General features: G+C 35.7%; 20 protein-coding genes, 2 pseudogenes and 1 riboswitch. Of the genes and pseudogenes, 10 read left to right on the top strand and 12 right to left on the bottom strand.

Going from position 1 to position 22,797, the window contains the following annotated elements:
- Positions 1-410 precede the first annotated feature (410 nt).
- Positions 411-1,472 carry a tyrosine-type recombinase/integrase gene (locus ACODS7_RS20930; protein WP_243168448.1) on the top strand — a complete coding sequence of 354 codons (1,062 nt, stop codon included), beginning with the start codon at positions 411-413 and terminating at the stop codon, positions 1,470-1,472.
- A gap of 39 nt (positions 1,473-1,511) precedes the next feature.
- Here the strand turns inward: ACODS7_RS20930 and ACODS7_RS20925 are convergent.
- A pseudogene (locus ACODS7_RS20925) lies at positions 1,512-1,583 on the bottom strand (YiaA/YiaB family inner membrane protein); the annotation flags it as partial.
- Positions 1,584-1,815: 232 nt separating this feature from the next.
- Between ACODS7_RS20925 and ACODS7_RS20920 the strand changes: the two are divergent.
- From ACODS7_RS20920 to ACODS7_RS20905, 4 genes are all read left to right on the top strand, one after another.
- The gene (locus tag ACODS7_RS20920; RefSeq protein ID WP_029441474.1) at positions 1,816-2,298 is read left to right on the top strand and encodes a MarR family winged helix-turn-helix transcriptional regulator; all 483 of its coding nucleotides are present in this window, start codon (positions 1,816-1,818) and stop codon (positions 2,296-2,298) included.
- A 76-nt stretch (positions 2,299-2,374) separates the two neighbouring features.
- Positions 2,375-3,556, top strand: coding sequence for an ArsA family ATPase (locus ACODS7_RS20915; RefSeq protein WP_002182396.1), 1,182 nt, complete (start codon positions 2,375-2,377; stop codon positions 3,554-3,556).
- On the top strand, positions 3,549-3,740 hold the full coding sequence (locus ACODS7_RS20910) for a DUF3926 domain-containing protein (protein WP_000544108.1): 192 nt from the start codon (positions 3,549-3,551) through the stop codon (positions 3,738-3,740). Before ACODS7_RS20915 ends, ACODS7_RS20910 begins: the two co-directional genes overlap by 8 nt.
- Positions 3,741-3,799: 59 nt before the next feature.
- Positions 3,800-4,267, top strand: coding sequence for an HXXEE domain-containing protein (locus ACODS7_RS20905; protein ID WP_016083724.1), 468 nt, complete (start codon positions 3,800-3,802; stop codon positions 4,265-4,267).
- 167 nt (positions 4,268-4,434) lie between these two features.
- On the opposite strand, the gene ACODS7_RS20900 is transcribed toward ACODS7_RS20905, so the two are convergent.
- The 3 genes from ACODS7_RS20900 to ACODS7_RS20890 are packed head-to-tail and all read right to left on the bottom strand — an operon-like array spanning position 4,435 to position 6,985.
- A complete protein-coding gene (locus tag ACODS7_RS20900; protein WP_029441472.1) occupies positions 4,435-5,289 on the bottom strand; it encodes a MetQ/NlpA family ABC transporter substrate-binding protein in 855 nt (284 codons plus the stop codon).
- Between the two features lie 21 nt (positions 5,290-5,310).
- Positions 5,311-5,976 (bottom strand): methionine ABC transporter permease, encoded by a 666-nt coding sequence (locus ACODS7_RS20895; protein ID WP_001261865.1) that lies wholly within the window; start codon positions 5,974-5,976, stop codon positions 5,311-5,313.
- Positions 5,966-6,985, bottom strand: a complete 1,020-nt coding sequence (locus tag ACODS7_RS20890; protein WP_029441471.1) for a methionine ABC transporter ATP-binding protein — start codon at positions 6,983-6,985, stop codon at positions 5,966-5,968. The genes ACODS7_RS20895 and ACODS7_RS20890 overlap by 11 nt, the downstream gene beginning before the upstream one ends.
- A 123-nt stretch (positions 6,986-7,108) precedes the next feature.
- A riboswitch (SAM riboswitch) is annotated at positions 7,109-7,214 on the bottom strand.
- 242 nt (positions 7,215-7,456) lie between these two features.
- On the opposite strand from ACODS7_RS20890, the gene ACODS7_RS20885 reads away from it, so the two are divergent.
- Positions 7,457-8,002, top strand: coding sequence for a cysteine hydrolase family protein (locus ACODS7_RS20885; RefSeq protein WP_016083727.1), 546 nt, complete (start codon positions 7,457-7,459; stop codon positions 8,000-8,002).
- 270 nt (positions 8,003-8,272) lie between these two features.
- Here the strand turns inward: ACODS7_RS20885 and pruA are convergent, their stop codons facing one another.
- From pruA to pcrB, 6 genes and pseudogenes are all read right to left on the bottom strand, one after another.
- Positions 8,273-9,820 (bottom strand): L-glutamate gamma-semialdehyde dehydrogenase, encoded by a 1,548-nt coding sequence (pruA, locus tag ACODS7_RS20880; protein ID WP_000259556.1) that lies wholly within the window; start codon positions 9,818-9,820, stop codon positions 8,273-8,275.
- A gap of 153 nt (positions 9,821-9,973) precedes the next feature.
- Positions 9,974-10,742 (bottom strand): annotated as a pseudogene (locus ACODS7_RS20875) (TSUP family transporter).
- 96 nt (positions 10,743-10,838) lie between these two features.
- Entirely contained in the window at positions 10,839-12,035 is a 1,197-nt protein-coding gene (locus tag ACODS7_RS20870; protein WP_016083728.1) for a CamS family sex pheromone protein, read from the bottom strand.
- Between the two features lie 16 nt (positions 12,036-12,051).
- Positions 12,052-14,061, bottom strand: coding sequence for an NAD-dependent DNA ligase LigA (gene ligA, locus ACODS7_RS20865; protein ID WP_016083729.1), 2,010 nt, complete (start codon positions 14,059-14,061; stop codon positions 12,052-12,054).
- 14 nt (positions 14,062-14,075) lie between these two features.
- Positions 14,076-16,325: a DNA helicase PcrA gene (gene pcrA / locus ACODS7_RS20860; protein ID WP_029441470.1), complete on the bottom strand. Its 2,250-nt coding sequence runs from the start codon at positions 16,323-16,325 to the stop codon at positions 14,076-14,078.
- Positions 16,326-16,337: 12 nt separating this feature from the next.
- The gene (gene pcrB / locus ACODS7_RS20855) at positions 16,338-17,027 is read right to left on the bottom strand and encodes a heptaprenylglyceryl phosphate synthase (protein WP_000272109.1); all 690 of its coding nucleotides are present in this window, start codon (positions 17,025-17,027) and stop codon (positions 16,338-16,340) included.
- Positions 17,028-17,321: 294 nt separating this feature from the next.
- Here pcrB and ACODS7_RS20850 point away from each other — a divergent pair, with 294 nt between their 5' ends.
- From ACODS7_RS20850 to ACODS7_RS20840, 3 genes are all read left to right on the top strand, one after another.
- The gene (locus tag ACODS7_RS20850) at positions 17,322-17,699 is read left to right on the top strand and encodes a YgaP family membrane protein (protein ID WP_016083731.1); all 378 of its coding nucleotides are present in this window, start codon (positions 17,322-17,324) and stop codon (positions 17,697-17,699) included.
- Between the two features lie 219 nt (positions 17,700-17,918).
- On the top strand, positions 17,919-18,764 hold the full coding sequence (locus ACODS7_RS20845; RefSeq protein ID WP_000660675.1) for an SPFH domain-containing protein: 846 nt from the start codon (positions 17,919-17,921) through the stop codon (positions 18,762-18,764).
- A 15-nt stretch (positions 18,765-18,779) separates the two neighbouring features.
- Positions 18,780-18,944 (top strand): type II toxin-antitoxin system antitoxin, encoded by a 165-nt coding sequence (locus ACODS7_RS20840; protein WP_001085171.1) that lies wholly within the window; start codon positions 18,780-18,782, stop codon positions 18,942-18,944.
- A gap of 20 nt (positions 18,945-18,964) precedes the next feature.
- Here the strand turns inward: ACODS7_RS20840 and ACODS7_RS20835 are convergent, their stop codons facing one another.
- Positions 18,965-19,834 (bottom strand): LysR family transcriptional regulator, encoded by an 870-nt coding sequence (locus ACODS7_RS20835; RefSeq protein WP_029441469.1) that lies wholly within the window; start codon positions 19,832-19,834, stop codon positions 18,965-18,967.
- Between the two features lie 122 nt (positions 19,835-19,956).
- Here ACODS7_RS20835 and ACODS7_RS20830 point away from each other — a divergent pair, with 122 nt between their 5' ends.
- Positions 19,957-21,135: a YbfB/YjiJ family MFS transporter gene (locus ACODS7_RS20830; protein ID WP_029441468.1), complete on the top strand. Its 1,179-nt coding sequence runs from the start codon at positions 19,957-19,959 to the stop codon at positions 21,133-21,135.
- Positions 21,136-21,213: 78 nt separating this feature from the next.
- On the opposite strand, the gene purD is transcribed toward ACODS7_RS20830, so the two are convergent.
- On the bottom strand, positions 21,214-22,485 hold the full coding sequence (purD, locus tag ACODS7_RS20825) for a phosphoribosylamine--glycine ligase (RefSeq protein WP_029441467.1): 1,272 nt from the start codon (positions 22,483-22,485) through the stop codon (positions 21,214-21,216).
- Positions 22,486-22,797 lie beyond the last annotated feature (312 nt).

Below are 22,797 nucleotides of genomic sequence, written 5' to 3'. Positions count from 1 at the left end.
CTGTTTCAAATATTTCACACAAATAATGAATAGAAGTTCATTTTTTATTATATTCTACTCAAATCAAGGTAGAAACCAGCCAATTTTCAATAATTACCCCCAACCAATTGAAAAGCGTATTACAATATCATAAAAAAATAAATATTGTTTTTTCTCAATATACGTCCCTCAATCATTATGGTAGTATGATTTTATCCTTACTTGTATCATCCTGATTGGTGTCCCTAACCAATCTTTCCCCGCTATTAGTAGTGGGGAAATTTTTAACGTATATTATTAAAAATTAAAGTGGTTCAAGTCAAAGAGAGACGCTCAATTTATATTGAGCGTCTTTTCTTTTGGTAACAAACAAGTTATAATCTACTCAATAAATTGAATTATCAATCTTTATATATACAGGAGGAGTTCCAATGGTGGTCTACAAAGATAAAGAACGAGGAACCTATTTCTTCGTTGTCAGAGTTCGACAATTTGACGGTACACAGAAGCAAGTAAAACGTCGTGGATTTAAAACGAAAAAAGAAGCACGTGAAGCGGAAGCGAAAATGTTGGTTGAAAAAGAGACGAACTCTAGCTTGACGTTTGCTCAAGTGGCTGATAGCTATTTTGATTGGTATTGTCAGCGGAGAAAAAAGTCTTCAACCCTAACAATTCAAAATGTTATTTATAATCACTTAATACCAGAATTCAAGAAAATAAAAATCGATTATATTACTGCGAAGCATGTAATGGTTTATCAAAATAAAATTATCGATAATTATTCAGCCGAATTTTTAAAGAAAATTCACACCACACTTTCTGCTATATTTAACTTTGCAATAAAATTTCATGGCTTAACTCATAATCCCGCACGTATTGCAGGCAATTTTGAAAAAGAATCAAATAGACGAATGAACTTTTGGGAATTCACAGAATTCAAACAGTTTATTGGAGTTGTGAAAGATCCGATGTATAAAGCATTCTTTTCAACTCTTTACTACAGTGGAGCTAGAAAAGGGGAACTTTTAGCACTAACTTGGGAAGATATCAATTTTGAAGAAAAAACAATTAATATTAACAAAACAGACTTTAATAGGATAATTACACAACCAAAAACAAAAGCCTCTAATCGAATTATTATGTTACCGACCCTTGTCATCAAATTATTGAAAAACCTCAGAGAACATGCTACATTAACAGCACCAGTAAAAAATGATTATGTAGTTTTTGGCACATTTCATACTAGCCTTGCTACAAGCACATTACAGCAAAATTTTAAAAAATATATAAATGTGGCTAATGTTAAAAATATTGTTTTACATGAATTCAGACATTCCCATGCATCTTACTTAATAAACAAAGGAGTTAGTCCACTTGTGGTAGCCCAGCGCTTAGGGCATTCAGATGTAGCAACAACTTTAAACACTTATAGTCACTTATATCCATCAAAACAGGCGGAAGCTGTTGCCTTTATGGAAAGCGATTTGGTATAATTGTTTCCAAATCGTTACCGTAAAGACGCAAACTCTTGATATACCTGAAAGCGCACAAACAAATGAAGTCCATGCTAAAAATGTGAACGCTTGCGTATTACGTCTTCTCATCGTTCTCCTCCTCGTTAGCTGTACACCCATTATAGATAAGTATATTTACCATGATGGATTTTTATGTAAATTCTAGTTTTATATTTATAAATCTATCATAAAAGAATACTATTTTAAAGATAGTTTTCTGTCTAATCTGAAAAAACAAACGAAAAATATTGACAATTATTTCTATTCCACATAAAATAAAAACAAATATTACGAACCTCGAAATATACGGGAGTGGAACTAATTGTTGCAATATGAACATTTTTTAGACTTACTGCTAGATAACGCCAAGAAACTTTTCTATCCTGAAGAATGGGTAAGCCTAGATTTAACACTTTCTAAAACAGAAGTATTTTGTTTACTTTGGATGGAACGAAATACAGATATTACAATGACGAAAATTGCTGATCTTCTTGATATACCGATGAGTACAACGACGGGCGTTGTAAATCGCCTTGTAAAAAAGGGATATATTGAGCGCTACCGTGATGAAAACGACCGACGTATTGTATTAATTCGGTTAACAGACAACGGCGTAATGCTCGTTCAAGAAGTAAAACAAAATGCAGCCCATTACTTTAGCTTAGTGACAGAAGCATTGTCAGAAGAAGAAAAAGCATTCTTACTACAAATCTTCCAAAAGATTATGAATCACATTGCTACGTCACAGCAAAAAACAGAAGAAAAAGTTTCTACACCTAAAATGAAAAACATTCCGATTGAATAAAACCCTATCTGGGTTTTTATTCAATCATTTACTTCGACACTCGTAATATTCGACATTCGAAACAAAGGAGATATGAATGATGAGAATTATTTTGTATACAGGTAAAGGCGGCGTAGGAAAAACTAGCATTTCAGCAGCAACAGCAATTCAAAGCGCAAAACAAGGATTAAAAACTTTAGTCATGAGTACAGATCCTGCTCATAGTTTAGGAGATTCATTTGGTATAAAGCTATCTTCTGAGCCATTAGAAATTCGTGAAAATTTGTGGGCACAAGAAATTAATACGATTTATGAGATGGAAAAAGGATGGGGAAAATTACAGAAATATATTACACTACTCTTCACTTCCAAAGCAGCCGATGATATTACAACAGAAGAATTAACGATGTTTCCTGGTATGGAAGATTTAATTAGCTTACTTCGCGTACTCGATTATTATAAACAAAACACATATGATGTTATCATTATTGATTGTGCTCCAACAGGAGAAACATTAGCAATGCTAAGCTTTCCAGACATGCTCGGCTGGTGGATGGAAAAATTGTTTCCTATTAAAAGAAAAGTTTTAAAAGTCGTTCGTCCTGTAGCTCAACCACTCCTTGGTGTCCCTCTTCCAACCGACGATATTATGGACGAATTAACAAATACACTTGAACAGCTCGGAGAAATGAGAGATATTTTATCAAACCGAGAAGTAACAAGTATCCGCATCGTTGTAAATCCTGAAAAAATGGTCATTAAAGAAGCTCAGCGTAGCTTTACTTATTTAAATTTATACGATTATAACGTAGATGCCATTATGATTAATCGCGTCATCCCTAACACCGTCACCGATCCTTATTTTCAAGCATGGAAAGATACGCAAAAGAAATATAAAACATTAATTCAAAATAGTTTTGATCCACTTCCTATTTACGAAGCTCCAATGTTTGAACAAGAAGTTGTTGGTTTACCTATGTTAGAGCGTGTAGGAGATGCTTTATTTAAAACTGATCATTGTCCTACTGAAGTGAAATTTAACGGCCGCACACAATATGTAAGAAAAGATGGCGATGATTATATTTTCATTCTTTCTATTCCCTTCTCAAACAAAAGTGAACTTTCATTAAATCAAAAAGGTGATGAGCTAATTATTCGAGCCGGCTCTGTGAAACGAAATATTACATTGCCAAAAACGTTAACACACCTTTCTATTCAAGGAGCAAAATTTGAAGAAGATATACTAAACATTCGGTTTGGAGGTGTAGTGCATGCATGAGGAACTACTACGAAGGGTAATTCGTACAAAAGTAAAAGTCGGGATGCATATATTAGAAGAGCTACCTAATCCAATCCAGCAATCAGCTAAGCAAATATTAAATATTTTGCAAGAGGAGCTAGCTGCTTATCCGAAAGAACGAGAGCATCATGAAAATAATTTAAAAAATATCATAATTGAATAACTATCTGTATAGAGGGCCTTTTTTAGGCTTTCTATACTTTATTGGAGTGATGTAAGTTGATGAAAAAGCATTCCACTACTATACTCTGGATCATTCCCTTATTATTTTTCATTCATAACCTTGAAGAAGCTTTCCAAATGCCACAATACCTTGCTAATCAATTTTCAATCCGCCTTATAACTAGCCAACAATTTTTCATTGCCATTTCCGTATTAACAATCTTTGTATTACTTATCGTCTTTCTATATCAACTTAACTTCTTGTCTTCTATATGCTGGATTATTTTTATACAAGGGGCCATCTTCTTTAACTCTGTTCAACATATTATTTTGTTTTTCATTTATCGCTCCTATAACCCCGGCGTAATATCAGCATTTTTCATTACTCTCTTTTCTATTTTCTTTGTTTTATCAAAAAAACACTTAATTCATCAAAAGCAATTCGTAATTACACTCCTTTTCAGCTTATTTTCTTATCCCATTATAATTTGGATTACCTTACTGTTCGCTAGCTACTTTCATTCATAAAAAAAGACCAGGAAAACTCCTGGTCCATTACTCTACTTAACAAACATTGGATTCTACGTTATACAAAATTGGAAGGTACAGAATTAGGGTTCGTTTGTTAAGTAGATTATATGTTGAACGAACTAACAGCGGAGGGGTTCCTTCTGTTAGTCCATTAAACCCAATCATTATTTTACGATTTTTTCAAGCTCCTCAAGTGAAAGATCAACTGAAATTGAACCATCATTCGTTTCTTTCTTAATTGCATCTGTTACTTCTTTTGAATGATACAATTCAATTACTTTTTTCAGTGTTGGATCATCTTTATCTTTCGTACGAGCTGCGAAAATATTAATATAAGGCTTCGCATTTTCATTCTTTGGATCTTCTAAGAAAATAGGATCCTTCGCTGGATCTAATCCAGCTTGACCAGCAACACCGTTATTAATAACTGATGCCGCTACATCTTTTAACACACGAGGTGTTTGCTGTGCGATAACCGGCGTGATTTTTAACTTCTTCGGATTTTCAGCAATGCCGCTTGGATCTCCAAATAAGCCAAAATCTTTTTTAAGCTTTAATACTCCAGCTGCATCAAGAAGTTTTAATGCACGTGCTTGGTTCGTTGGATCGTTTGGAATTGCAATTTCTGAACCATCTGGAATTTCATTTGCCTTCTTATATTTTTCAGAGTATAAACCCATTGGCGCAATTTGCGTTGTACCAACAGCTGTAATATCTAACTTATGCTCTTTTTTAAATTGCTCTAAGAAAGCAATATGCTGAAATGAGTTTAATTCAATATCTCCATCAGCTAAAGCTTTATTTGGAGTTGTATAATCAGAGAACTCCACCAGTTTAATCTTAATCCCTTCTTTTTCAGCTTTTTTCTTCAAAATTTCCCAAGCGTCTCCATCCGTTCCAGTTACACCGACGCGAATTACTTTTTCTTTCGCTCCTGCACCCGTGTCTCCACTTGAGCAGCCACTTAATGCTGAGACTCCTACAATTGCTGATAATGCAAATGCTAAAATTTTCTTCATTTTCTTTTCCTCTTTTCCTTTTTATGATCTGCGTAACAAGACTTTCGCAAAGTAGTTTCCTAAATTTTGAGCTATCTGCACGAGAATAATAAGTAAAACAACCGTTACGAACATAACTGATGTATCAAAACGTTGATAACCATACGTCATTGCCAAGTCACCAAGACCGCCACCACCGACAAGCCCAGCAACTGCAGAAAATTCAATTAAACCAACTGTCATAAATGTGACACCTAAGATTAATGGTGCTAACGCTTCTGGTACAAGGATTTCAAAAACGATTCTAATTGGCGAGGCGCCCATTGCTTGCGCTGCTTCAATTACTCCTTTCGGAACGGAAACAAGATTTGTTTCAACCATTCTAGCAATACCAATTGATGCGACTAACGTCATCGGGAAAATTGCTGCTGCTGTTCCAATCGTCGTTCCAATAACACTTCTTGTTAGTGGGCTTAAAGCTACTAAAAAGATAATGAATGGTACCGGACGAATTGTATTAATTATGATGTTAAGAATAGAAAAGACCCATTTATTTTCTAAAAAGTTTCCTTTTCTCGTTACATACAAAAGTAAACCTAGAGGTATACCCAGAATTGTAGCGAATATAAGGGTTACAATTACCATTAAGAGGGTATCCCCCGTCGCATCTAGTATGCGCGGCCAAAATATACTCCAATCAACTCGCATGAGCTTCTACCTCCTTCAGCTGCACTTGCAGTCTTAGATGTTGTAATGCTTTTTGAATTTCCCTCTGCTCACCTTGCAATTCTACAAGCAGATTTCCAAATAGCACATTTTGAAGTTCAATAATATTTCCGTACAGTACATTTACATCAACGTTATAGTTTTTTGCGATATATGATAGTACCGGCTGTCCTGTCTCCTCACCAGTAAATGTTAGACGATAAATTTGACCACCATTTTGAATTTTCGCTAGAACACTTTCTGGTAAATGATCATTAATAACAGAACGTACAAAGTTTTGAGTCGTCTTTGTTTTTGGTTGTGTGAAAACGTCAAACAGTTTTCCTTCTTCAATAACTTTTCCCTTCTCCATTACAGCTACACGGTGGCAAATTTCTTTCACAACATGCATTTCGTGTGTAATAAGAAGAATCGTTAAATTGTATTCTCGATTTACTTTCTTTAATAAGTTTAGAATTTCTGTCGTTGTTTCTGGATCTAAAGCTGATGTTGCCTCATCACATATAAGAATATCTGGCGATGTCGCAAGTGCTCTAGCAATGCCAACTCGCTGCTTTTGTCCCCCTGATAACTGCTCTGGATAATAGTTTGCTTTATCTTCTAACCCTACAAACTTCAGCAGTTCATTCACTCGTTCTTTTATCTCGTTCTTTGGCAATTTCGCTAACTTTAATGGATAAGCAATATTCCCAAACACTGTTCTTGAATTAAATAAATTAAAGCTTTGAAAAATCATTCCGATTCTTTGTCTTAGTTTGCGTAATTCTTTCGTCGATAATGATGTAATATCTTTATCATCTATTGAAATCGTTCCTGCCGTTGGTCTCTCTAACATATTTACTAAGCGTAATAATGTACTCTTTCCAGCGCCACTAAAACCGATAATGCCAAAAATTTCGCCTTTCTCAACTGATAATGTTACATCCTCCACCGCATGAACAGATTGCCCAGCTGATTCATACACTTTACTTACATTGTTAAAAGAAATCATTTTTCCCCCTCCTATATGCTGTAAAAACTTAAAGTAGAGCTTTCGAGGTAAAATAAAAAGTGCTCTCCTTCTTATCAACCATAAAGATAAGAAGGAGAGCACTTATATGTACTCGTTCACATCTTCTCATCTTCCAAGCCTTTATATGGCTTGCTGGAGTTAGCACGGTATTAAAAAACCCGTTGCTGAGGTATCGTAGGGCCAGTCCCTCCACCTCTCTGGATAAGAATGTATCGATTTAATTGTCGTTTAATTAATTCTCATTATAGAACTCAGAATAATAAGAGTCAATACATTTTTTAGAAAAATATTAATTATTCCTTTATTAAAATTTTCAGATGAAAATTCATAAGAAAATAGTAACTTTCAAAGTTATGTAAAATTCTTCTTCCTCATATTTTTAAACAGGAGAATCCTCTCTACGAATTGAATAAATTTATTTGAATATGAAACTCGGAGGAAGATAAATATATGAAAACAGCTCTTTTACTCGTCGATATTCAAAACGATTATTTTCCAAATGGAAAGATGGAATTGCGTAATCCAGTAGAAGCAAGCGAATATGCTAATCAGTTATTACAACACTTTAGAACAAACAGCGAACCTATTTTTCATATCCAACACGTAGCTATAAAAGATGACGCTACTTTTTTCCTACCTAATACAGAAGGTGTACATATTCATGAGAAGGTCCGTCCACTTAGAGAAGAAACAGTTATACTCAAACATTATCCAAATAGCTTCCGAGAAACTAATCTTCTAGAGCAATTACAGCGTTTAGACATTGAACATGTCGTCGTATGCGGGATGATGACTCATATGTGTATTGATGCTACAGTAAGGGCTGCATTTGATTTTGGATTTCAATGTACCGTTATACACGATGCTTGTGCTACAAAAGACCTTTCTTTTAAGAACGCTACTATACCAGCTGTTTATATTCACAATACAATTTTAGCTAGTTTAAATGGCGTATATGCAAATGTAATAAGCACGAAAGAATTTTTAGCTACATAAAAAAACACTCCTTTCAGTGAGCAAAACCGAAAAGAGTGTTCCTTGTCGAACCATAGATTTTCTTTCAAATTGTATTATACAGGAAATTCTCAAAATGAATACTAAAAAATATGACTAATAAGTCAACTTTTCTCATCATTTTATTTCTGTTCACATGTTTATCCCGCTATTAATAGGTTTTAGCTCATCCCCTTCGAACGAAGGTAATATATGGGATTTCAATTTTAAAAGGAGCTCTTCACATTTTGTGAAGAGCTCCTCTACTATTTCTTATAAAGTTTCAGAAGTAGTTTTTGCTTGCATGTGAAGTGCTAAGTAGTCAGGTCCACCAGCTTTAGAGTCTGTACCAGACATGTTAAAGCCACCGAATGGTTGGTAACCTACGATTGCACCAGTACATCCACGGTTGAAGTATAAGTTACCAACGTGGAATTCTTCACGTGCTTTTTCAATATGGTCACGGTTGTTAGTAACAACAGCACCTGTTAAACCGTATTCTGTATTGTTTGCAATTGCAAGCGCATGATCAAAGTCTTTTGCTTTACAGAATGCTACTACTGGTCCGAAGATTTCTTCTTTCATTAAGCGAGCATCTTCTGCAACGTCAGCAACGATTGTCGGTTGGATGAACCAGCCTTTAGAATCGTCCCCTTCGCCACCTGCTAGAATTCTACCTTCTTCTTTACCAATTGCAACATAGCTCATTACTTTATCGAATGCAGCTTGGTCATTAACAGGCCCCATGTTTGTACCTAATACTGCTGGGTTAGCAACTGTTAATTCTTTTGTTAATTCAACAGCACGATTTAATACATGATCATATACATCTTCATGGATTACTGCACGAGAACATGCAGAACATTTTTGTCCTGAGAATCCGAATGCTGATGCAACGATAGACTTAGCTGCTAATTCAAGATCTGCTTCTTTATCAACAACGATTGTATCTTTACCGCCCATTTCAGCGATAACGCGTTTTAACCAAATTTGGCCTGGGTTTACTTTCGCTGCACGCTCATAGATACGGATACCTACATCACGAGATCCCGTGAAGCTTACGAAACGTGTACGAGGATGATCTACTAAGTAGTCACCAACTTCAGAACCGTTACCTGGAACGAAGTTTACTACGCCAGCTGGTAAGCCAGCTTCTTCTAATACTTCCATAAATTTCGCCGCTACTACAGGAGTTGTACTAGCTGGTTTTAGTAATACTGTGTTACCAGAAACTAAAGCAGCTGTTGTCATACCTGCCATAATTGCGAATGGGAAGTTCCAAGGAGAAATGATAACACCTACTCCTAATGGAATGTAAGAGAAACGATTATATTCAATTGGACGGCTTTCTACTGGAATACCGTCTTTTAATTTTAACATTTGACGACCATAATATTCCATAAAGTCGATTGCTTCTGCTGTATCAGCATCTGCCTCATTCCATGGCTTACCTGCTTCTTTTACAAGAATAGCAGAGAATTCATGTTTTCTGCGACGAACGATTGCTGCAGCACGGAATAAAATGTCTGCACGCATTTCTGGCTTTGATTTTCTCCAAGTTTGGAATGTTTCATCCGCTACTTGCATTGCTTTTTCAGCTAACTCACGGCTTGCTTTTGAAACACGACCAACAAGTTCCTCTTTATTTGCAGGGTTTACAGAAACAATTTTGTCTTCTGTAGTGATTTTTTCTCCCCCAATAATTAATGGATAGTCTTGTCCAAGATAAGATTCTACTTTCTTTAAACCTTCTTCAAACGCTAATTTGTTAGCCTCCACTGAAAAATCTGTAAATGGCTCATGTTTGTATGCTACTACCATTTTTTTTAGCCTCCCCTTAGAAAAACGTTTACATTTTACAACATTATTCTACACGATAATTTAGATTTATTCAAATATTCCTAGACTTATATTTTAAAAATTAATAAATTTTTAAAATATAATAAAAAAAGAGATTCATACATGCGTATGAATCTACAAAATATGAGTATATTCCAAAACATTTTTTCCGATCAATAATATAGTAACTAATAAAAATAAAGTTCTTACATATCCAACGCCTTTTTGAACCGCAAACTTCGATCCCAAATAAGCACCTAAGATCATTGATAATCCCATGATAATACCGTATTCAAAATGAATTATGTCTAAAAATAAAAAAGTAATTAAAGATACAATATTACTAACAAAGTTCAAAAGTTTTCCAGATGCTGCCGCTTGAATAAAATCCAAACCAATTAATAAAAATGCAAAAATTAAAAATGACCCTGTCCCTGGTCCAAAAAATCCATCATAAAATCCTATCATTAAAATAACAAAGAAAAATATTAATGTTTTTCTTTGCGTCATCTTCTTATAGGTAGACACACTTCCCCAATTCTTTTTTGCAATAATATAAATAGCAATAAATACCAACATTACAAGTACTAATGGGCGTAAAATATCCGATGGAATAAATTTTACTACTAAAGCACCTAACAGCTCCAACAATAGTTAACGGGATTAACTTTCCTACAATTTTAAAATCAACTTTTCCTGATCGAATGAAATACATCGCACTCGTAAACGTCCCCATTGTTGCCGCTAATTTATTCGTTGCAATTGCCGAAGCCGGCGATAAGCCAACAAACATAAGCGCAGGAAGCGAAATTAACCCTCCTCCTCCAACAACGGAATCAATAAAAGCTGCTAAAAAACCGAATGCAATTAATAAAATAATGACTTGAAAACTTAATTCTTCCATGAACTTTACCCCTTACCCCTATTATTTACAACATTTTAAATTATAACAAAATTACATAAGAAAAAAAGCTGTTCCATAGAGGAACAGCCTTCATATTTAATCTAAAATTTTCACAAGTGGTTCATCTTGTTTTGCTTCACGTATAATAATAGCTTCTGGGCGTTCTACAGATTTAATCGTGACTTGTACTTTCATATAATTCGGGAAGTATTCCATAACAAGCCCTGCCACATATTGTGTAAAACCAATTATTTCAGCTTTTCCATTAAACTGGACAGGAATATCAAGCTTCATTTCTCTTAATTCATCATCTCTATACATACCAGTACCAATAACAGCTGTATAGTCACCTTGGAAATAATCGCTTAGTTTTGCCTTAAAGTTGGATACTCTTGCAAGATCTTCACGTTTATTATCTGTTTTCGCTTGCTCTGATGGGAACAAATAATATTTCTCATTAATTTGTTTCCAATCTTCAACCGTTTCACTACCTTTTTCTACATTTGCATAAGAAACAAAATTACCTGGCACGAGCGAAGACTTTGGAGTTTGACGATAAATCGCAAATGTTATCGGAATATTTTTTGTATCAGGTTGTTTTTGATGTATGACTTTCAAAATTTCTTGCGCCATTTTTTTCCCTTCAGCTAACATCTTTTCATCCGGGATTGCAGCTTCACGTGGATAACCATGCTCTTCGTTAAAATATTGAACAGAATTCATCGCTAATCCAACTACCATACCAACACGTTCCTCACCATTATCGCCTTTTTTCACATAATAATCATGCTCTAAAATATTTGAAATATATATTGGATTTTTTTTATTTTTCACTTCTAGTGATTCGGATCCCGTTCCTAATGCAGGGTTTAATCCTATATTAGGAAATTTAACTGCATCTTTTTTTAATTTGTCTTCTAGTTCCTTTTGTTCAGCATCTGTACGTTTTCTTTTAACAAGCATCTGTATCACTTGAGTATCTAGAGCACTTCCGCCTTTTAAAAAATTATCTTTCGTATTAAATGATTCTTTTGCAATTCGCATTAATCCTGTTTCAAATTCATCTATATCAAGACGACTATTTAGCCCTTGTACCACTAAACCACGTGCATTTCCACCATCAAATGGAATAGTCGTCTTATAATATTCATCCGAAATAGCGTATTTTGGAACAACTGATTGTTCCTTTGCTTTCCCCGATTTCTCAGCCACTTTTTCATCTTTGTCGGCACCTGCACTACACCCACTTACAAGTAGGCCCAGGCTTAATATCGCTAATGCTATTTTTTTCATGGTAAGTTTGCACCTCTTACTTATTTAGCTCTTGTAAGAACCTCTCTTCATTCCAAACCTCAACATTATGTTTCTCCGCTTGTGCTAATTTCGAACCAGCTGCTTCACCTGCAACAACCAAATCCGTACTCTTACTAACACTTCCTGTTACTTTTCCACCTAATGCCTCAATCTTCTTCTTCGCTTCACTTCGTCCCATAACTTCTAGCTTACCTGTTAAAACAACCGTTTTTCCTGCGAAGTAAGATTCAACATTTTGTAAATCTGCAATTTTTATACCTTTGTATGTCATATTCACGCCATACTCTTTAAACTGCTGTAATAACTCTAATACATCTTCATTATCAAAATATGTCACAACAGATTGAGCCATTTTTTCGCCAATTTCATTAATTGCTTTTAGTTCTTCTTCTGTTGCTTTTACAAGCTCATCCATCGTTTCAAAGTGCTCTGCAAATGTACGTGCTGCTTTCGCTCCAACGTGGCGAATTCCAAGACCAAATAATAATCGCTCTAGCGAGTTTTCTTTAGAATTTTCAATTGCTTGTATTAAGTTTGTTGCTGATTTTTCACCAAAACGTTCTAACTGTAATAATTGCTCTTTCGTCAATGCATATAAATCAGCAAATGTACGAATATAATCTGCATCAAAAAGTTGTGTAATGACACGTTCTCCAAGTCCATCAATATTCATCGCATTTCTTGAAACGAAATGGATTAATCCCTCTCGAATTTGAGCCGGACAAGTCGGATTTATACATCGAAGTGCTACTTCTTCTTCTAAACGAACAAGTTCACTCTCACATGCTGGACAATGCGTTGGCATGCGGTATTCTTCTTCTTCACCAGTACGCTTATCAAAAATAACGTTCACAACTTCAGGAATAATATCTCCAGCCTTCTTCACAACAACGTAGTCACCAATTCGAATGTCTTTTTCACGAATTAAATCTTCGTTATGTAGAGAAGCACGGCGAACAATCGTACCAGCAACTCTCACTGGCTCTAGCTCTGCAGTCGGTGTTACAACCCCTGTTCGGCCAACACTTAATTCAATGCCTGTTAATCTCGTTACAACTTCTTCAGCTGGGAATTTATAAGCAATCGCCCATCTTGGACTCTTCGCTGTAGTTCCTAGACTTTCTTGAAGAGCAACATCATCTACTTTTATAACGATTCCATCAATCTCATAATCAAGATGCGGACGTTTTTCTTGCCATTCTTCTACATAAGCTATAACCTCTTCGATTGTTTCACATGTACGGCGATTTGGATTTGTCTTAAATCCGAGTTCACCTAAGAAATCAAGCGATTCACTGTGCGATGGAATTGTTTTTTCTTCTACATTCGCAAGACCATACACAAACATAGATAAGTTACGCTTTGCTGCAATTTTTGGATCAAGTTGACGTATTGAACCTGCTGCTGCATTACGCGGATTCGCAAATACATCTTCTCCATTTTGCTCTTTTTCTTCATTTAGTTTAACGAATGAACGCTTCGGCATATAAGCTTCGCCTCGTGCTTCTAACGTTACTTCTTCATTTAAACGAAGTGGGATAGCTTTAATCGTTTTTAAATTTTGAGTAATATCTTCACCCGTTACACCATCACCACGTGTCGCCCCTTGAATGAAGCGTCCTTTTTCATAATGAAGCGAAACGGCAAGCCCGTCAATTTTTAATTCACATATATATCTTACATTCGCATCATCAATTCCTTGACGTACTCTTCTGTCGAAATCACGTAAATCACCTTCGTTAAATGCATTTCCTAAACTTAACATCGGTGACTTATGTGTTACTTTTTCAAATATATCAAGAATAGTTCCCCCAACGCGAACGGAGGGAGAATCTTCACTCATAAACTCTTGGTTCTCTGCTTCTAATTTTATAAGCTCCTGCATATCACGGTCATATTCCGCATCAGAAACAGAAGGATTGTCTAATACGTGATATTGATAATTAAATGTATTTAACAAATCACGCAGTTCTTCTATACGTTTTTTTGCTATCTCTTTTGACATATCCTCATTCCTTTCTATTGTTTCGTCACAGGTGCAAATTTTGCTAACAAACGTTTAACACCAATCGGGCTTGGGAACGCAATATCTAATTCTTTTGCATCACCTTCACCTTTTACACTTACAACTGTACCGATTCCCCATTTTTGGTGGGAAGCTTTATCGCCTACTGCCCAGCCAATTTGCTCACCGCCTGTCGTCTTAGCTGCAGGACGCGCGAAAGCTGAACGAGAGCGTGTTGCGGTTGTCGTTGTCATTTTACTACTACTTGCTGTTCTGCCTTTTGCACCAAACGAATTTTCACGCTTCGGCGCTGTTTCATTTAATGATTCCACTAGTTCTGCCGGGATTTCTGTAATGAAGCGAGACGCAGCGTTCATACTTGTTCTACCAAATAAAGTACGCATTTGCGCATTAGATAAATATAGCTCTTCTTCTGCACGAGTAATACCTACATAAGCAAGACGACGTTCTTCTTGCATTTCATCCTCTTCCATTAGAGAACGAGTATGAGGGAATATCCCTTCCTCTAAACCAACAATAAAGACAACCGGGAACTCTAATCCTTTCGCTGAGTGCATCGTCATTAAAATAACTTCTTCACCAGCAGTTGGGTCTTCATCTACACGATCAATATCAGCAACAAGTGCTAAATCTGTTAAGAATGCAACAAGGCTCTTATCTTCACTTTGAGATTCAAATGTTTGCGTAACAGATAAGAACTCGTCTAAGTTTTCTAAACGACCTTCCGCTTCTAAAGAACGCTCATTTTTCAACATATCGCGATAGCCTGTTTTTTCAATAACTTCTTCTACTAATTCTGTAACAGATAAATACTCTTGCATATTTACCCAGTTGTGTAATAAACTTGCGAATTCTTTTACTGCCTTTGTAATTTTTGCACTTACTCCAACATGCTCTATCTCATCAAATACAGCAGTTAATGAAATTCCGTTTTGCACACCGTAATTAATAATTTTATCGATAGACGTCGCACCAATACCACGCTTTGGCATGTTAATAATACGTGCAAAACTAATTTCATCATCTGGATTACCGATTAAACGTAAGTACGCCAAAATATCTTTAATCTCTTTACGGTCGTAGAACTTAGTTCCCCCAACAATTTTGTACGGAATGTTAGATTTAAGGAAAATCTCCTCGACCATACGAGACTGAGCATTCGTACGATATAGCACTGCAAAATCAGTGTATTTTCGTTTCCCCATTTGAAGATCGTCACGAATTTTTTTCGCAACAAAATATGCTTCGTCCTTTTCAGTTGCAGCACGATAATACGAGATTTTACTTCCAACTTGATTGTCTGTCCATAATTTCTTCGGTTTACGATTCGTATTTTTTTCAATAACAGCATTCGCTGCATTTAAAATATTTTGTGATGAACGATAGTTTTGTTCTAACAAAATTACCTGTGCATTCTCATAGTCTTTTTCAAATGACAAAATGTTAGAAATATCTGCACCACGCCAGCGATAAATAGACTGGTCAGAGTCACCTACAACGCAAAGATTTTTAAAACGTGCTGCCAAATGTTTAACAAGAAGATATTGCGCTTTGTTCGTATCTTGATACTCATCAACATGAATATATTGGAACTTACGCTGATAAAACTCTAATACTTCTGGAACACGTTCAAATAGCTGAATCGTCGTCATAATTAAATCATCAAAGTCTAATGAATTATTTTTCAAAAGACGTTTTTGATACTCTGTGTATACATCGCTCGTTAATTTTTCATATGGATCAGCCATTGTAATTTTTTTTGCATATTTATCCGCAGATAACAGTTCATTTTTCGCATTACTAATACCCGCTAAAATAGAGCGCGGCTCAAATTTCTTCGGATCAATATTGCGTTCTTTCATAATTTTTTTGACTACAGTTAGCTGATCACCTGAATCTAAGATTGTAAAGTTACGATTAATACCAATACGATCGATATCGCGTCGTAAAATACGTACACACATAGAGTGGAACGTCGAAATCCAAATATCTTCTGCTTCTGGTCCCACAAGTTTATCAATACGCTCGCGCATTTCACGAGCTGCTTTATTTGTGAAGGTAATAGCTAGTACATTCCATGGTGCTACACCTTTTTCACCAAGCAAATACGCAATACGGTGTGTTAACACGCGTGTCTTACCACTACCTGCACCTGCCATTAGTAGAAGTGGTCCATTCGTTGTTTGTACTGCTTTTTGTTGCTGTGGATTTAAACCGTTTAATAACTTATCTGTCATACCCATATACGCCTGCACCTACTCTCCTTTTACTGCTTTAACTGTTTTTAATGCGGATTTTATATCATCATAAATAATATTTCCAACGACTACTGTATCAGCATACTGTGCCATTTCTTTCGCCTGTTCTGCATTAGAAATACCACCGCCATAATATAACTTGGCTTGTTTCAATTCTGCTTTTACATTTTTAACAAGTTCAACATCTCCATACGTACCGCTATATTCTAAATAAAATATCGGTAAATGTAATAACTTGTCCGCTAAACGCGCATATGCAATAACGTCATCTTCTGTTAAATCACATTTTGCATCTGTAAGCTGGGCTACTTTCGCTTCGGGATTTAAAACACAATACCCTTCCATAAAAATTTCGTCCCAGTCCATAATATCCCCAAATTCTTTCAATGCCTCATGATGAACACCTGTTACCCATTCTACTTTTCGGCTATTTAAAACACTTGGGATGTAATAAAAATCAAATCCTGGTGTAATTGCTTCTACATCAGAAACCTCTAATACACAAGGAACTGCATATCTACGAATGCTAACTAGCATGTGTAATACGTTATCAATTGTAACTCCATCACTTCCGCCTACAATAACAGCATCCGTTCCAGACTCACAAATCATTTCTAAATATTCATCGCTTAACTCCTTATTTGGATCAAGCTTAAATACATGTTTCCATCCGGAAATATCGTACATGAAAACACCCTTCCTTTTCTCTAGTTATATCTATAGTTCTGTTTAAAATAACAGTTAGTTTTTATCTTGTTTTTTTAAAATAGCTATTAAATATTTTTCAAAAAGAAGGATTTAATTTCACCTTCTTTTTATGCATTCTTTCATTATAACAAAAAAAGCTACTGACACACACGCCGATTCCAACATCTTTTTCAACGTCAAATGTTGGATTACATATCCCAAAAATCACACGGGATACTAATAAGAGAAGTAGTATTTACTATTTCAATTTTCATAAAAAGGAGTGTTTTTCTAATGAAGCAAAACATCGGGACAATAAACGCTCTAATTCGAATTACACTTGGGCTTGTCCTCTTCGGATGTAGTGCAACTAAACTTGTACGCAAGCCGTGGTGCACTTGGGCTAACATTTTTCTATGGATTGGTGCAATGAAAGTTGCAGAGGGAATTGTTCGCTTCTGCCCTATTGTTGAAGCGTGGAAATTTGGAAAATACATGAATATGGGCGCATTTAAAATGCCTGGCATGAATTTTGCTGAACAAGGACATGCTAAAGAAGAAGTGAATCAAACTTCCGCTCATGACAAGCCAAAGTCAAAGGGAAGTTATGACGCTTCTGACAAAGAGATTGAGTCAGCGATTGAAGAAATAATCCTGGCAAAACCGCTTTGAATCATTTGTCACGATGCAAGATGCTCTCAAAGGGACTTAGCTGCTGCAGTGGGCGGTTAAGTCTTCTTTATTTTACCATAAAAACAGAACGTACATTCCCTTTTTAAAATTAAAATGTACATAAAAGATATCAATCAATAAATTTCAGAAAATTAGGTGCATATCTCTTGCTTAAAATGATATAAAAGTGATATCATTTTTATATCAGGAGGCGATCATATGAAAGAAAAACAAGTATTTTATGTAAATGGTTTTCTCGGTATTATTGGAATTTTGATTTTAGCTGCTATCGGTGTATTTTTCCTTGCACAAGAAATTTTCGTAGGAGCAGCACTAACTATTATATTAGCGGCAATTCTCGCTACAGGTATCGGTATTGTTCAACCGAATCAAGCAAAAGTTATTACGTTCTTTGGTAATTATTTAGGAACAATTCGTCAAAACGGTTTATTTTTAACAATTCCATTCGCATTCCGTCAAACTGTATCGTTACGTGTTGAAAACTTTAATAGTAAGAAATTAAAAGTAAACGATGTTGAGGGAAATCCAATTGAAATTGCAGCTGTTATTGTATATAAAGTAGTTGATTCTGCAAAAGCAATGTTCGGTGTTGAACATTACGATCGATTTGTAGAAATTCAAAGTGAAACAGCAATCCGCCACGTCGCAACAAAATATCCTTATGACAATTTCCAAGATGAAACTTGCATTACGTTACGCGGGAATACTGAAGAAATCTCTGAAGAATTAAAGCGTGAGTTAGAAGCGCGCCTTGAAATCGCTGGCGTAGAAGTATTAGAAACTCGTTTAACACATTTAGCTTATGCAACAGAAATTGCCCATGCGATGCTACAACGTCAACAAGCAAAAGCGGTATTAGCTGCTAGAAAAGAGATTGTTGAAGGTGCTGTGAAGATGGCGAAGGATTCAATCCATATGTTAGATGAGGAAGGCGTACTTGAATTAGATGACGAGCGTAAAGCGAATATGGTAAACAACCTATTAGTTGCCATCGTTTCAGATAAAGGTGCGCAACCAGTTATTAATACAGGAAGCCTATACTAAGGGCTATAAGTAATTATGGCTAAAAAGAAAAGCTTTCCATTACGTATTGATCCTGAATTACACGCAGTCATCGAAAAATGGGCGAATGATGAGTTTCGTAGCGTCAATGCACACATCGAGTATTTACTTCGAGAAATGGCAAAGCAAAAAGGAAAATTGAAGAAAGATAAAGATGCATGAACAAACAGCCCACTGAATTTTCAGCGGGCTGTTTTTATACAAAGCAAGTCATCAATAAACTTGCTTAACGCTGCTGTTCTCACACTATCTTTCCGATAAATAAAATAAGTCGGAATAAACCTGTTTTCATGTACTAACGGTGTATGAATAAGTTCTTTATGGCTATCAAATTGCTCTGCTACTTCACGTGGTAACATAGACACCCCAAGTCCAGCTTTTACGCATCCAATAATACCGTCTAAAGAATTTAATTCCATTATTTTTTTTGGAACAATCCCTTCAGATAGTAACCATTCTTCTAAAACTTTTCTATAAAAACAACCTGATTGAAAAACGATAAAAGACTGCGATTCCGAACATCCGTTATCCCACAAAACATTCCGCTTTGAAAGTAACATCATTTCCTCTTGGAATACTTCTATCTTTTCTAAAGCTGGATCATCTATACAATCAGCTACAAATGCCCCCTCTATTTCATATAAAAGTACCTTCTTCGTTAATTCTTCCGTATTGTGCGTTTGCAACATAATTTCCACTTCTGGATAGCGCATATGATAATTAGCTAAAATCGTGGGCAATCTAACAGCTGCTGCTGTTTCCATCGCTCCAATTTTCAATACTCCTCCAGGCTCCGCTGTATGTTTCACTTGCCTTTTTGATTCATTTAATAATTGAATCATTTTTTCAGCGTATGTTAACAACTTTTCTCCGGCTGGTGTTAATGTAACTCCATCTCGATGCCTATAAAATAATTGTGTTTCATATTCAGCTTCTAGCCGTTTTATTTTTGCTGTTATGTTTGATTGAACAAAATTCAACCGAATAGCTGCTCTTGAAATACTTTTCTCCTGCGCGACCATATAAAAAGCTACAAAATCTTGTAAGTTCATTCGTTCATATCCCTTCGTTCATATCATTAATTTTGATATTACATATAAAAAATCAGTATTTTACGCCCCATATATATTCCTCTATCATATATATTAGAAGATATTTCAAGAAGGGAGATTATATGAACGAGACAAAAACATGGAAAATGATTATAGCTGGGATATGTTCTTTAATAGCTGTCATGGGTATTAGTCGGTTCGCCTACACACCGATTATTTCTTTTATGGAAAAGCAAGCCCATATAGAAGATGACCTCGCTGGATATTTAGCATCCAGTAATTATCTTGGTTATTTACTTGGGGCATTCTTTATTGGATTCATTACGATAAAAAATCGTGAAAAAATATTACACCTCTGCTTATTCTTCAATGTTCTTTCAACTCTTTGTATGGGCTTAACCTCTTATATCTTTTTATGGTTTCCCCTTCGCTTTATCGGTGGTTTCACAAGTGCAATTGTATTTGTTCTTGCCTCTAGTATTGTTTTAGATTATTTATTTCAAAGTAATAAAGTCATGCTAGGTGGCATGATTTATAGCGGTGTTGGAATTGGCATTATTTTCTCTGGAAGTTTCGCACCTTTATTCAACTCAATTTGGAATTGGCAAGGTGCATGGATTGGGTTAGGACTTATTAGTTTTAGTTTAGCTATCCTTGTATGGAAATGGTTAAGAGAGGACAGTAGACGTACTATACAGCAACCAAAAAGTACTATACAAGCTACATCTCATAGAAAAAACTATTTATTTTGGCTTATTTTAGCTTACGGATTCGAAGGGTTTGGCTATATCATTACAGGGACCTTCCTTGTCACCATTGTAGAAAGAATTACACTATCACCCTTCTATGCATCTTGTAGCTGGATTATTGTCGGTATTGCTGTCATCCCATCTAGTTACATTTGGTCCACTGTTGCTCGGAAGTACGGACCAACACGAGCTCTTACATCCGCCTATATGTTACAAATTATAAGTGTACTTTCTCCACTCCTTATTCCAAACCTTTTTGGGGCATTTCTAAGTGCATTCCTTCTAGGTGCTACATTCGTCGGAATTACAATTTTAACAACTACAGAAGCAAAACGAATAAGACCGAATGAAAGTAATAAAATCATTGGTTATACGACAGGTGTTTATGGGATTGGCCAAATTATCGGTCCAATCTTTACAGGTATTATTGCAGAGCAAATGCAAAGTTTTTCCCTCCCACTCCTTGTCGCTGCTCTTACGTTAATTATCTCAATACTGCTATTATTAATTGGAGAAATAAGATGTAAGCAGGTAGAGAAAAAGTGTATATAGATACAAATAGTTTATAATCTCTTGAAAAGATTCAACGTACTATACTCTATTTCCTATAAAAAAAGAAGCTAACATATGTTAGCTTCGCGTAATCTCATGCCCAATCGCACGATATCCTATATCACTACGATAAAATAAGCCATCGCTTTCAATCTTTGCGATTTCTTTATACACTCTATCTTTCGCTTCTTGTAAGTCTTTCGCTTTATAAGCAATAAATAGTACACGGCCACCATTTGTTACAAAATCCCCATGCTTCATCGCTGTACCTGAATGAAAGACAATAGCATCTTCTAAACGATCTAATCCTGTAATAATTTCACCTTTTTTATACACTTCTGGATATCCTTTTGAAGCAAGTACAACACCAATTACTGCTTCCTCTGACCACTCTAACACTAACTCACTTTCATCTAATACAGCGTTACATACATCAACTAAATCATTTTCTAAGCGAGGTAATACAACTTCTGTTTCAGGATCACCAAAGCGTGCATTAAATTCAATTACCTTTGGACCGTCATTTGTTAAAATAAGCCCTGCATATAAAATCCCTGTAAACAATCGATTTTCTTGGATCATTGCTTGAGCAGTTGGATGTAATACGGTTTGAATCGCTTCTTGAACTGCTGATTCTGGAATTTGTGGTACTGGAGAATATGCACCCATTCCGCCTGTATTTGGGCCTTTATCAGCATCAAAAGCTCGTTTATGGTCCTGAGCGATTACCATCGGATGTACAGTTGTTCCATTTACAAATGCCATTAATGAAAATTCTTGTCCATCTAAAAACTCTTCAATAACAACCTTCTTACTTGCCGCGCCGAACTTCACATCTTGTAGCATTTCTTTCACAGCTTGTAATGCCTCTTCAAGCGTCATTGCTACCGTTACCCCTTTACCAGCAGCTAATCCGTCAGCTTTAATAACAATTGGTGCACCAACTTTTTGAATGTACTGTACTGCCTCTTCATAATCTGTAAAAGTTTCGTACGCCGCAGTTGGAATATCATACTTTTTCATAAGCTCTTTTGTAAAAGCTTTACTACCTTCAATAACAGCAGCCGCTTTATTCGGACCAAATACGCGAAGTCCCTCTTCTTTAAAACGATCAACAATTCCATTCATAAGTGGAATTTCTGGTCCAACGAAAGTTAATTCCACATTATTCTCTTTGGCAAATAAAACTAATGCATCAAAATCATTTTCATCAATATCAACTGGTATTGCAACATCTCGCATACCTTCATTACCTGGTGCTACATATACCTTTTTCACTTTTGCAGATTGTGCAAACTTCCAAGCTAAAGCGTGCTCACGCCCACCGCGGCCGATTACTAAAACATTCATATTTCATCCCCCAATAATTAAATAAGTACAAACTAGAAGCTATGCTCCTAGTTTGCTTTTTCATATCAATAAAAGGTTATCTCGACCAGACTTTTTAAACATCCATATCAATAAAGGTTTAAAAAGGAGGATTAAGAGAACCGAGCAGGTCTAGGCGCATTTGCCAGGAGGACACGGAATGTAGTTTTCCTACATGAGTACCGCACTGGCATTGCAACGACGACATGCGAAGGTTATCTTAACCGGACTTTTTAAACATCCATATCAATAAAGGTTTAAAAAGGAGGATTAAGAGAACCGAGCAGGTCTAGG

This window comes from Bacillus sp. FG16 (assembly GCF_057809515.1).
The sequence above is the reverse complement of the archived record's forward strand: the minus strand, read 5'-3'. Positions and strand labels throughout refer to the sequence as shown.

Bases quoted from the DNA above. Each gene is read 5' to 3' on its own strand.
- ligA (WP_016083729.1), bottom strand. From the start codon at position 14,061: ATGTCAAAAGAGATAGCAAAAAAACGTATAGAAGAACTGCGTGATTTG.
- ACODS7_RS20845 (WP_000660675.1), top strand. From the start codon at position 17,919: ATGAAAGAAAAACAAGTATTTTATGTAAATGGTTTTCTCGGTATTATT.
- ACODS7_RS20905 (WP_016083724.1), top strand. From the start codon at position 3,800: ATGAAAAAGCATTCCACTACTATACTCTGGATCATTCCCTTATTATTT.
- pruA (WP_000259556.1), bottom strand. From the start codon at position 9,820: ATGGTAGTAGCATACAAACATGAGCCATTTACAGATTTTTCAGTGGAG.
- pcrB (WP_000272109.1), bottom strand. From the start codon at position 17,027: ATGTACGATATTTCCGGATGGAAACATGTATTTAAGCTTGATCCAAAT.
- ACODS7_RS20910 (WP_000544108.1), top strand. From the start codon at position 3,549: ATGCATGAGGAACTACTACGAAGGGTAATTCGTACAAAAGTAAAAGTC.
- ACODS7_RS20835 (WP_029441469.1), bottom strand. From the start codon at position 19,834: ATGAACTTACAAGATTTTGTAGCTTTTTATATGGTCGCGCAGGAGAAA.
- ACODS7_RS20915 (WP_002182396.1), top strand. From the start codon at position 2,375: ATGATGAGAATTATTTTGTATACAGGTAAAGGCGGCGTAGGAAAAACT.
- ACODS7_RS20885 (WP_016083727.1), top strand. From the start codon at position 7,457: ATGAAAACAGCTCTTTTACTCGTCGATATTCAAAACGATTATTTTCCA.
- ACODS7_RS20850 (WP_016083731.1), top strand. From the start codon at position 17,322: ATGAAGCAAAACATCGGGACAATAAACGCTCTAATTCGAATTACACTT.
- ACODS7_RS20830 (WP_029441468.1), top strand. From the start codon at position 19,957: ATGAACGAGACAAAAACATGGAAAATGATTATAGCTGGGATATGTTCT.
- ACODS7_RS20840 (WP_001085171.1), top strand. From the start codon at position 18,780: ATGGCTAAAAAGAAAAGCTTTCCATTACGTATTGATCCTGAATTACAC.
- ACODS7_RS20900 (WP_029441472.1), bottom strand. From the start codon at position 5,289: ATGAAGAAAATTTTAGCATTTGCATTATCAGCAATTGTAGGAGTCTCA.
- ACODS7_RS20890 (WP_029441471.1), bottom strand. From the start codon at position 6,985: ATGATTTCTTTTAACAATGTAAGTAAAGTGTATGAATCAGCTGGGCAA.
- pcrA (WP_029441470.1), bottom strand. From the start codon at position 16,325: ATGGGTATGACAGATAAGTTATTAAACGGTTTAAATCCACAGCAACAA.
- ACODS7_RS20930 (WP_243168448.1), top strand. From the start codon at position 411: ATGGTGGTCTACAAAGATAAAGAACGAGGAACCTATTTCTTCGTTGTC.
- purD (WP_029441467.1), bottom strand. From the start codon at position 22,485: ATGAATGTTTTAGTAATCGGCCGCGGTGGGCGTGAGCACGCTTTAGCT.
- ACODS7_RS20895 (WP_001261865.1), bottom strand. From the start codon at position 5,976: ATGCGAGTTGATTGGAGTATATTTTGGCCGCGCATACTAGATGCGACG.
- ACODS7_RS20870 (WP_016083728.1), bottom strand. From the start codon at position 12,035: ATGAAAAAAATAGCATTAGCGATATTAAGCCTGGGCCTACTTGTAAGT.